Source organism: Salinivibrio sp. IB282 (genome assembly GCF_001995685.1).
In the GTDB taxonomy this organism is placed as follows: Bacteria; Pseudomonadota; Gammaproteobacteria; order Enterobacterales; family Vibrionaceae; genus Salinivibrio; species Salinivibrio kushneri.
Window position 1 is genome coordinate 20,572 of the sequence record NZ_MUET01000018.1, and the last position, 11,588, is coordinate 32,159.

An 11,588-nucleotide genomic window follows, 5' to 3' on the forward strand; every position below is an offset into this window, starting at 1 on the left:
TTATGATTTGGTCTGCACCCGTGCATGCAAAGATTGCACAGGGTTGACCTTGCTCATGTCCGCCGCTGTTAACGCCATGCAAGTAGCGAAGGCGGCGTTCAGCGTAGTGGTGTAATTCACCTTGGCTGCGAGCGCGCCGCGACGCAAGACTTTTGAATCTTCAATCGCTTGGCGTCCTTCCGTGGTGTTGACAATGTAGCTGTACTCACCATTTTTGATGCGATCAAGAATGTGTGGTCGTCCTTCATGCACCTTATTGACCAAACGCGGATTGATACCCGCCTCACCAAGGATCACCGCGGTGCCATGGGTCGCGTCGAGCTCAAAGCCAAGCTTGAGTAACTTCGCTGCTAAATCCACCACGCGCTGTTTGTCATTATTGCGCACCGATAACAAGGCCCGTCCGCCCTCGCTGTACGCTTTACCGCAGGCGAGGTCTGCTTTTGCAAAGGCTTCGGCAAAGGTATCCCCCACGCCCATCACCTCACCGGTCGAACGCATTTCAGGGCCCAGCAATGGATCAACCCCTGGGAATTTGTTGAACGGTAGCACCACCTCTTTCACCGAGTAATAAGGCGGGATCACCTCTTTGACAAACCCTTGCTCAGCCAGGGAGCGGCCTGCCATGACGCGCGCGGCGATTTTCGCCAGAGGAACACCTGTCGCTTTAGAGACAAATGGCACCGTTCGAGCAGCGCGCGGGTTCACCTCGATGAGATAGATTTCATCATCCTTCACCGCAAATTGCGTATTGACCAATCCATTCACGCCTAACTCCAACGCCAGCTTGCGCACCTGTTCACGCATGCGATCTTGGATATCGTCACTTAACGTATACGCGGGCAGTGAGCATGCAGAGTCACCAGAGTGCACGCCAGCTTGCTCGATGTGCTCCATGATGCCGCCAATCACTGCCGTTTCACCATCGCACACCGCATCAATGTCCACTTCCGTCGCATCATCCAAGAAATGATCTAGCAACACGGGAGATTCGTGCGAGACACTCACCGCCTCATTAAAGTAGCGGCGCAGGTCGGTCTCATCATAGACAATTTCCATCGCCCGTCCGCCCAATACGTAAGACGGACGCACCACCAGCGGGTAGCCAATCTCTTTGGCTTTCTCCACCGCTTGTTCCAGTGCAGTGACTGTCGCGTTGGCAGGTTGTTTGAGGCCAAGGCGCTGTACGGCATCTTGGAAACGCTCACGGTCTTCGGCACGGTCAATCGCATCTGGGCTGGTACCGATAATCGGCACACCCGCCGCTTCTAAGTCACGGGCCAGTTTAAGTGGCGTTTGCCCACCGTACTGAACTATCACGCCCTCTGGCTTTTCAACGTTCACTATCGCCAGCACATCTTCTAGAGTGATGGGTTCAAAGTACAAACGGTCAGAGGTGTCATAGTCGGTAGAAACGGTTTCTGGGTTACAGTTAACCATGATGGTTTCAAAACCGTCTTCACGCAGGGCCAATGACGCGTGGACACAGCAGTAATCGAACTCGATCCCTTGCCCAATGCGGTTTGGCCCACCGCCAATAACCATGATTTTCTTCTTATCTGTCGGCTGTGACTCACACTCTTCATCGTAGGTGGAATACATATAGGCCGTATCCGACGAGAACTCAGCAGCACAGGTGTCGACACGCTTATAGACAGGATGAATCTGAAATTTGTCCCGCAGCTTGCGCACTTCGATTTCTGAAACGCCCAACAAGGCAGCCAAACGCGCATCGGAAAAGCCTTTACGCTTTAACTGACGCAATGCGGCTTTATTAAGCCCCGCGAAGCCCTGCTCACGCACTTGCTGCTCATGCTTGACGATGTCTTCGATTTGCACCAAGAACCAACGGTCGATATTGGTCAGGTTAAATACCCCATCGACCGACATCCCCGCACGGAAGGCATCGGCAATATACCAAATCCGCTCTGCGCCTGGCTCTTTGAGTTCATGGCGGATTTCGGTTAATGCCGTATCGTCATCCAGGTTTACCATTTCGTCAAAGCCCGCCGCACCGACTTCTAGGCCGCGCAGTGCTTTTTGCAATGATTCTTGCTGGTTACGTCCAATCGCCATCACCTCACCCACTGACTTCATCTGGGTGGTTAAGCGATCGTTGGCACCGGCAAATTTTTCAAAGTTAAAGCGTGGGATTTTAGTGACCACATAATCAATGGTCGGCTCAAACGACGCTGGCGTGGCGCCACCAGTAATATCGTTCATCAGCTCATCAAGGGTAAAACCCACCGCCAGTTTGGCCGCCACTTTGGCAATCGGGAAGCCGGTTGCTTTTGACGCGAGCGCCGAAGAGCGTGATACCCGCGGGTTCATCTCGATGATCACCATACGGCCATTTTTGGGGTTAATACCAAATTGTACGTTCGAGCCGCCGGTCTCAACGCCTATTTCGCGCAGCACTGCCAAGGATGCGTTACGCATTAATTGGTATTCTTTATCCGTCAGGGTTTGTGCTGGCGCAACCGTGATAGAGTCGCCCGTGTGGACCCCCATGGCGTCGAAGTTTTCAATCGAGCAGACAATGATGCAGTTGTCGTTTTTATCCCGCACCACTTCCATTTCGTACTCTTTCCAGCCAATGAGGGACTCATCGATAAGCAGCTCATTGGTGGGAGATAAATCGAGACCGCGCTCGCAAATATCTTTAAACTCTTCTTGGTTGTAGGCGATGCCCCCGCCAGTGCCGCCCATGGTAAAGGAGGGGCGGATAATACAAGGAAAGCCCACTTCGTCGAGCACCTTGTGCGCCTCATCCATGCTGTGGGCGATACCCGCGCGTGGACACTCCAAACCAATGCTTTGCATCGCCTCATCGAAGCGATGACGGTCTTCGGCTTTATCAATCGCATCAGCAGTAGCGCCAATCATTTCCACGCCAAATTCGGCCAACACGCCATGGCGTTCAAGATCCAGGGCGCAGTTCAAACCTGTCTGACCACCCATGGTTGGCAGTACGGCGTCAGGGCGTTCTTTTTCGATGATGTGTTTCACCACCTGCCACTGGATAGGTTCAATGTAAGTGGCATCGGCCATCTCTGGGTCGGTCATGATAGTGGCTGGGTTGGAGTTCACCAGAATGACACGATACCCCTCTTCGCGCAGGGCTTTACACGCTTGCGCCCCGGAGTAGTCAAATTCGCAGGCTTGGCCAATGATGATAGGGCCTGCGCCCAGGATAAGAATGCTTTTTATGTCTGTGCGTTTTGGCATGCTCAACGACTCCAATTAGGCGCGATGTTGTTTGATAAGATCGATAAAATGATCAAAAAGTGGCGCGGCATCATGCGGCCCCGGACTTGCCTCGGGGTGCCCTTGGAAGCTAAATGCGGGCTTATCAGTGCGATGAATACCTTGCAAACTTCCATCAAATAGAGACACATGGGTGGCTCTTAATGTGTCTGGCAGACTGTCTTTATCGGCGGCAAAGCCATGGTTCTGGCTGGTGATCATCACCACGCCACGGTCTAGGTCTTTCACCGGATGGTTAGCGCCATGGTGGCCAAATTTCATTTTCACTGTCTTCGCGCCGCTCGCCAGCGCCAATATCTGATGGCCCAAGCAAATACCAAAGACAGGCACGCCTGCTTCTAAAAACGCTTGTGTAGCCTCAATCGCGTAATCACATGGCGCGGGATCGCCGGGGCCATTGGATAAGAAGACACCATCGGGGTTCATCGCCAACACCTCATCAGCCGGTGTCGTCGCCGGCACTACAGTCAAGCGACAGCCTCGGTCAACCAACATACGCAAGATATTGCGTTTGGCTCCAAAGTCATAGGCGACCACGTGATAGGGCAGCTCACCTTCTACGGCAGCCTCGGGCAAGCCTTGATGAAGCTGCCAAGAGCCTTGCGTCCAGCGGTAACTTTCTTTGGTGGTCACTTCTTTGGCGAGATCCATTCCCTTTAAGCCAGGAAAGTCCTGCGCCTTCGCCAGCGCCAATGCCTCATCTACACTATCGCCGGCCACAATACAGCCGTTCTGCGCGCCCTTTTCTCGCAATAATCGCGTGAGTTTGCGCGTATCAATATCGGCAATGCCGAGAATGTTGTGATGTTTGAGGTAATCAGAAAGGGACTGTTGATTGCGGAAGTTGCTGGCTAACAGGGGGAGATCACGAATGACGAGGCCTTGGGCGTGGACTTGGCTAGATTCTTCGTCTTCGGTGTTGGTGCCGGTGTTGCCAATGTGGGGATAGGTGAGTGTCACGATCTGACGGGAATAAGAGGGGTCGGTGAGTATTTCTTGATATCCCGTCATCGAGGTATTGAAAACCACTTCTCCCACCGCGGTGCCATCAGCGCCGATCGGGGTACCGTGGAACACTGTCCCATCTTCTAGGACTAAGAGCGCAGACTTGCTCAAGACAACCTCCAGTTATATAGAAATGCACTTTTTACGACTAACGTTGCATTCACGTATTCCATCTAAGATCAAAACCCGCGTCAAGCTGAATTTTGACAAATTGCGCGCATTCTAGGGACGAGGCGGCTAGCTGTCAATCAAAGCACAGTATTTTTCTTTATTTTATTAGTCACTCACTAACAAAGCGCCATCAAAGCACYATAAAAACAAACCTAAACCGCGATTTACGGACAAAAAACACCCAAATCGAGCACTGAGATTCTTTTATTGCTCGTGTTTTCTCTCTTTAAAATGAAATCAAACTCGCAAACGTTTACCTTGCATGACTAAATGCTGATGAAGGCGACTTTGTCACTTAAAGTTCACGGAAGGCGCATAAAGAATAAGAAATAAGGAAATGGAAAGAAAACAGGGCAAAGCAAACAAGAGGGGATAAAAAAACATCGCGCCGAAGCGCGATGAATAATTATTTAAGATTGAGGACATCTTGCATTGTGTATAAACCGCGTTGATGCTGATTGAGCCATACCGCGGCACGTACCGCCCCTTTAGCAAAGGTATTACGATTAGAGGCCTTGTGTGTGATTTCGACACGCTCGCCAATATCGGCAAACATCGCTGTGTGTTCGCCGACAATGTCCCCAGCTCGAATGGTCGCGAAGCCAATTTCGTCTTTACTCCGCTCGCCAGTGATCCCCTCACGGGCATAAACCGCCACGTCACTAAGCTGGTTCCCCATCGCCCCCGCGATCGCTTCACCCATACCGAGTGCGGTACCTGATGGTGCGTCCACTTTATGGCGATGGTGCGCTTCAACAATTTCAATGTCGCACTCGTCTCCCATCACTTTCGCCGCCTGCTCAAGCAACTTGAAGACAAGGTTCACACCCACACTGTAGTTGGGCGCCATCACCATCGCTGTCGAGGATGCCGCCTCTTCAATGGTTTGTTTTTGCGCCTCATCAAAGCCGGTGGTACCGATAACCAGTTGCTTACCGACCTCTTGGCACAGCGTTAAATTGGCCAAGGTTGCAGCGGGAGCGGTAAAATCAATCACCACGTCAAAGTCGTCACTGACTTTGCGCAAATCGTCCACCACATTGACGCCCAAGCGGCCGATCCCTGCCAGCTCGCCTGCATCGGTGCCGACTAAGCTAGATTCCGGCCTTTCGCTCGCCGCCCCTAACACGGCACCTGGATACTGTGAAACCGCTTGGATAAGGTTGCGCCCCATGCGCCCAGCCGCACCGGCTATGGCAATACGTACCATGATTTTCCCCTTTGTCACTTTGCCAGTTCACTGGCTCCTTCTCGGTAACCCACCACTCTAGCGCGTTCCTTGGCACTTGTATATTGGCGAAAAAAAGGGAAGCACTTGCTCCCCTCATCGTCTTGCTCATCACCCTAAGTGACTTCACGAATTTGTAGCTCTTTAGGCACTTCAAAAAACATGTTTTCTTCACGCCCAGCAAGGTTATCAACATGGGTCGCACCCAGCTGCTTGATACGCTCGATAATTTGATCCACTAGCTCTTCTGGTGCCGACGCACCGGCCGTGATCCCCACCGTATGCTTGCCTTCAAACCAAGCCGGATCAATATCTTCTGCCGTGTCAGTTAAATAACCTGGCGTTCCCAGTTTTTCGGATAACTCACGCAGACGGTTTGAGTTAGAGCTATTTTTTGAGCCGACAACCACCATCACGTCACAGCTTTGCGCTAAATCGCGCACCGCATCTTGGCGGTTCTGGGTGGCGTAACAAATGTCGTCTTTGCGTGGTCCTTGGATGTTAGGAAACACCTTACGCAGAGTATCAATCACATCCGCGGTTTCGTCGACCGACAGGGTGGTTTGACTGACATAATGCAGGTTATCCGGATCGCTCACCTCCAAGGTATACACATCCTCTGGGGTTTCGACCAAATACATCCCACCGGTTTCACTGGCGTATTGTCCCATGGTGCCTTCCACTTCAGGGTGGCCGGCATGGCCTATCAGTACCACTTCCATGTTCTTACGGCTGGCACGCGCGACTTCCATATGCACCTTGGTCACTAGCGGGCAGGTCGCATCAAACACGGTTAACTGACGCGACTTGGCCTCATTGCGTACGGCCTGAGACACGCCGTGGGCGGAGAAAATCACAATACTGTCATCAGGCACTTCGCTGATCTGCTCAACAAAAATCGCCCCACGCTGCTTTAAGCCTTCCACCACAAAACGGTTATGCACCACTTCATGACGGACATAAATGGGAGGCTGATAGATTTCTAGCGCGCGCTCAACAATACTGATGGCACGGTCAACCCCTGCGCAAAAACCACGGGGATTGGCAAGTAAGATCTTCATGTGTCCGCCTTTATTGCACACTTATAATTTCAACATAAAAAATGACGGTTTTCCCAGCCAGCGGGTGGTTAAAATCAACCGTGACGGAATCGCCCGTCACTGCCGTCACAATCCCCGGGATCTCCTGTCCTTGCGGCCCACTAAAGGCAATGATCGCCCCTTCTTCTGCGGGCGTTTCTCCACCAAAGTGACGGCGATCCATGTGATGGATGTTATCCGGGTTAGGTTGGCCGAATGCATCCTCTGGTGCCAAGGTGAAGCTGCTCGACTCCCCTTCTTTTAAGCCAAGAAGGCAAGTTTCAAAGTTTTCCGTCAAACTCCCGTCGCCCATTACCAGCTTCGCCGGTTTACCCGCATTGTGGGTGGTATCGGCGACCGAGCCATCTTCAAGCTTGATGGTAAAGTGCATAATGACTTCGCTAGACGCTGTGATTGCTGTCATGATTCATCCTTTTAGAACGTCGCGGTAACGGGGATAGATACGCATCACTCATGTTTGGTCGATGACTGGCCTTGACGAAAACTATCCAAAATAATCAACGCCGCGCCCACGCAAATCGCCGAATCGGCGAGATTAAACGCTGGCCAGTGCGACTGACCGAGATAGAAATCTAGAAAGTCAATCACATAGCCATGCACAAGACGATCAAACAGATTACCCAGGGCCCCGCCAATGATCATTGCATAAGCAATATTGACCATGCGTTTATCGGCCGGGGTATGCCGCATCCAATACGCCAATAACCCGCTCACCCCCAGTGCAATAACACTGAAAAGCCAACGTTGCCAGCCACCCGCATCACTTAAAAAACTGAACGCCGCGCCATGATTGTGCACGTACGTCAGGTTAAAGAAAGGCAATACTTCAATCCGATTCGCAAACCCGTATTCCATGGTTTGCATCACCAGCCACTTGCTGCCGATATCAAGTGCAAAGACCAGTGGCGCCAGCCAAAGCCAGCGCCATCCTGATTGTGAGAGGGAAAGAGTCTGCATCACACAAATTGGCGAGTTTCGCCTTCTCCTGCAATATTGGTCACGCATCGGCCACAGATCTCTTCATGACCTGCAATGGTGCCGACATCAGCAACGTGGTGCCAACAGCGCTCACACTTGGCCGCGCTTGATGCCGCCACTTCTACGGCCAATCCGTCGAGTTCCGTCTGCGTGGCAGACGCTGGCGCGTCACCGGCGACCACAGTTGCTTTCGAGGTCAGCAATACAAAGCGAAGCTCATCACCCATCAAGCGCAGCTTCTCGGCAAAATCAGCGGGGGCATAGAGGGTGACTTCCGCTTCTAATGAGCCACCAATGACTTTTTCATTCCGCGCTTGCTCAAGGGTTTTGTTCACTGCATCACGCACATCGAGCAATTTCGCCCAGAAAGCCTGATTCAGCACAGCCTGCTGCTCTAGGTCAAACAAGCCGTCATACCAGACTTCGGTGAACACAAACGGGTTACGCTCACCCGGCATTTCATTCCAGATCTCATCGGCGGTAAATGACATAATCGGTGCCATCCAGCGTACCAGTGCTTCTACGATGTGGAAAAGCGCCGTTTGACAACTGCGGTGCGCGTGGCTGCCTGCTTTGGCGGTGTACTGACGATCCTTGATGATATCGAGGTAGAACGAGCCCATCTCAATCGAGCAGAACTGCATTAAGCGCTGGGTTACTTGGTGGAAGTTACACGCATCATACGCGGCAGTGATCTCTTGTTGCGCCTCGAGGGCGCGGCTCACTGCCCAGCGATCGACCGCCACCAAATCGTCTGGTGCAACCAAGTCAGTTTTAGGATCAAAACCGTGTAGGTTAGCGAGCAAGAAGCGCGAGGTATTACGGATACGACGATAAGCATCAGCACTGCGCTTGAGAATTTCATCCGACACACTGATCTCACCCGTGTAATCGGTTGATGCCACCCACAAACGAAGAATGTCAGCGCCCAGCTTATTCATCACATCTTGCGGCATGATGGTGTTACCCAGCGACTTCGACATTTTGCGACCGTTACCATCAACGGTGAAGCCATGCGTCAGTACGCGGCGGTAAGGCGCTTGGCCTTTAATTGCCACTGACGTCATCAGCGATGACTGGAACCAGCCACGATGTTGATCCGAGCCTTCCARGTACATATCGGCTTCTTGACCGTTAAACTCATCACGCTGATTGACCACGGCATAGTGCGTCGCACCAGAATCAAACCACACATCTAGGGTATCCAAAACTTTCTCATACTGGTCAGCGTCATCGCCTAGCAGTTCGTTTAGATCGAGATCCCACCACGCTTGAATACCGGCTTTTTCTACACGCTGAGCCACCTGCTCAATCAGGTTGAGCGTATCCGGGTGTAGCTCGGAGGTTTCTTTATGCACGAACAGGGCAATGGGTACGCCCCAAGTACGCTGGCGCGAAATACACCAGTCTGGACGCCCTTCTACCATCGACTCAATGCGGCTTTGTCCCCAGTCCGGGATCCACTCAACGTTCTTGATCTCTTGCAACGCGTTGTCACGCAGGCCTGCTTTGTCCATGGCAATAAACCATTGCGGCGTCGCGCGGAAAATAATCGGTGTTTTGTGGCGCCAGCAATGCGGGTAGCTGTGCTCATACGCGTGATGATGCAGCAACGCCCCGTGCGTTTTCAGCGCTTCAATCACATTATCGTTGGCTTTGAACACGTGTTGACCAGCAAACAGTGGCGTATCCGGCAGATAAACACCATTGCTGCCAACCGGGTTAGCGACTTCGAGATCGTATTTTTGTCCTACCACAAAGTCTTCTTGACCATGACCCGGCGCCGTGTGAACCACACCCGTACCAGACTCGGTGGTAACATGATCACCCAGGATCACTGGCACATCAAAATCGTAAAAAGGATGCTGCACACGTTGCAGCTCTAGCGCTTCACCTTTACAAAAACCAAGGTTGTGATAGTGCTCAATGCCCGCGCGATCCATCACATCTTTTGCCAGCTCTGCGGCAAGGATCAAGCGCTGTGGCTGGTCACCTTCGACTTGGACTAAGACATATTCCAAGTCCGCCGCGACCGCGACCGCACGGTTAGCCGGCAAGGTCCAAGGGGTGGTGGTCCAGATCACCGCTGACACTGGGCCTTCACCTTGGTGATCGCCTGCTAGGGTAAATACGTTAACCAATGCTTGCTCATCCACCGCGCGGAAAGTCACGTCAATCGACGGTGATGTCTTATCTTGGTACTCAACTTCGGCTTCCGCGAGCGCTGAGCCACAGTCTGTACACCAGTGCACAGGCTTGAAGCCTTTGTGTAGATGGCCATTACCGGCAATTTTACCCAATGCACGGATAATATTGGCTTCGGTATTAAAATCCATGGTCAGGTAAGGCTTATCCCACTCACCTAACACGCCAAGGCGTTTAAAGTCCGCTTTTTGGCCTTCCACTTGTTTGGCGGCATATTCACGGCACTTTTCGCGGAACTCGGCGGTAGAAACTTTCTGACCTGGCTTGCCAACTTTTTTCTCTACCATCAACTCGATAGGCAGACCGTGGCAGTCCCAGCCAGGGACGTACGGTGCGTCATAGTCCGCCAGCGTTTTCGATTTAATAATAATGTCTTTGAGAATTTTATTAACAGAGTGACCAATATGAATGTTGCCGTTCGCGTACGGAGGACCGTCGTGCAAAATAAATGTTTTTTTGCCTTTCTTCGCTTGACGGATTGCACCGTAAAGATCTTCATCGTACCAACGCTTGAGCATATCAGGCTCACGCTTAGCAAGATTACCTCGCATCGGAAACGCGGTTTCCGGCAGGTTTAAGGTATCTTTGTAGTCACTCATTGATTATTGATTCCGTATGGAGGTTACACTCTAGACATTATTGGCATCAGCCAGCCACGCACGCGCGGCTGATGCATCTCGTTGAATTTGCATTTTTAACGCGTCTACTGACGCAAATTTGGTCTCGTCACGCAACTTATGTAACAAGCTCACTTCAAGCTGTTTGCCATATAAGTCGAGCGTGTGATCAAAAAGGTGTACTTCGAGTTGCTGGTGCGTGCCGTTGACCGTCGGGCGATGTCCTACATTTGCCACTCCAGGTAATGATTGCCCGTCGATGGCCACCGTTACCGCATAAACACCAGACACAGGTGAAACGCGACGTTTAAGCAACACATTCGCCGTAGGAAAACCAATCGTTCGCCCCAGCTTGCGCCCGTGGGCAACCCGGCCACAAATACTATAAGGACGCCCCAGCATATCGGCCGCGGCTTTCATTTCACCCGCGGAAAGCGCATCACGAATCGCGGTGCTACTCACGCGACGATCACTGACACAAAAGCTTTCAGTGCTGACAACCGCAAAGTCATGCTCTTGTCCGGCTTGCGCTAAACGGGAAAAATCGCCCGCTCGCTTCAGGCCAAAGCGAAAGTCGTCACCCACAACCAGAAACTTAACACCCAATTGATTGACCAACAAGCGGTCCACAAAGGCATCTGGACTCATGGCGGCGAAGGCCGGGGTAAAACTGACGCACAACAACCTATCGACGCCCAGTTTGGCAAGCTGGGTGTATTTATCCCGCAATCGCGATAATCGCGCAGGCGCTTGCTCACCAAGGAATAACTCGAGCGGTTGCGGCTCGAACAGCATCACAGTCGCAGGCAAGTCAAGGGCTCTGGCCTTCTCAACCACTTGACGCAAAACAGCCTGGTGACCTAGGTGGACACCATCAAAATTCCCGATGGTCAGTACACAGCCTCGGTGTTGCGCCCGGATGTTGTGGATGCCTCGAATTAATTCCATCGCCTGCTGACTATTTGAACTATTAAAACTGGCGGATTATATACTAGTCAGCGCCGGCAATCAGCCCTG

8 protein-coding genes are annotated in these 11,588 nt (G+C 52.1%); all 8 read right to left on the reverse strand.

Annotated features, from left to right (window positions below):
• The gene (gene carB, locus BZG14_RS05770; RefSeq protein WP_077522884.1) at positions 1-3,228 is read right to left on the reverse strand and encodes a carbamoyl-phosphate synthase large subunit; all 3,228 of its coding nucleotides are present in this window, start codon (positions 3,226-3,228) and stop codon (positions 1-3) included.
• Between the two features lie 15 nt (positions 3,229-3,243).
• Positions 3,244-4,383 carry a glutamine-hydrolyzing carbamoyl-phosphate synthase small subunit gene (gene carA, locus BZG14_RS05775; protein ID WP_069362127.1) on the reverse strand — a complete coding sequence of 380 codons (1,140 nt, stop codon included), beginning with the start codon at positions 4,381-4,383 and terminating at the stop codon, positions 3,244-3,246.
• A gap of 466 nt (positions 4,384-4,849) precedes the next feature.
• On the reverse strand, positions 4,850-5,653 hold the full coding sequence (gene dapB / locus BZG14_RS05780; protein WP_069362126.1) for a 4-hydroxy-tetrahydrodipicolinate reductase: 804 nt from the start codon (positions 5,651-5,653) through the stop codon (positions 4,850-4,852).
• A 134-nt stretch (positions 5,654-5,787) separates the two neighbouring features.
• On the reverse strand, positions 5,788-6,732 hold the full coding sequence (ispH, locus tag BZG14_RS05785) for a 4-hydroxy-3-methylbut-2-enyl diphosphate reductase (RefSeq protein WP_077458694.1): 945 nt from the start codon (positions 6,730-6,732) through the stop codon (positions 5,788-5,790).
• A gap of 10 nt (positions 6,733-6,742) precedes the next feature.
• The gene (gene fkpB, locus BZG14_RS05790; RefSeq protein WP_077486717.1) at positions 6,743-7,174 is read right to left on the reverse strand and encodes an FKBP-type peptidyl-prolyl cis-trans isomerase; all 432 of its coding nucleotides are present in this window, start codon (positions 7,172-7,174) and stop codon (positions 6,743-6,745) included.
• Positions 7,175-7,218: 44 nt separating this feature from the next.
• Positions 7,219-7,728 (reverse strand): signal peptidase II, encoded by a 510-nt coding sequence (lspA, locus tag BZG14_RS05795; RefSeq protein ID WP_077608211.1) that lies wholly within the window; start codon positions 7,726-7,728, stop codon positions 7,219-7,221.
• Entirely contained in the window at positions 7,728-10,553 is a 2,826-nt protein-coding gene (ileS, locus tag BZG14_RS05800; RefSeq protein WP_077608212.1) for an isoleucine--tRNA ligase, read from the reverse strand. Before ileS ends, lspA begins: the two co-directional genes overlap by 1 nt.
• A 30-nt stretch (positions 10,554-10,583) precedes the next feature.
• Complete coding sequence (gene ribF, locus BZG14_RS05805) at positions 10,584-11,519, reverse strand: bifunctional riboflavin kinase/FAD synthetase (protein WP_069362121.1); 936 nt, start codon at positions 11,517-11,519, stop codon at positions 10,584-10,586.
• Positions 11,520-11,588 lie beyond the last annotated feature (69 nt).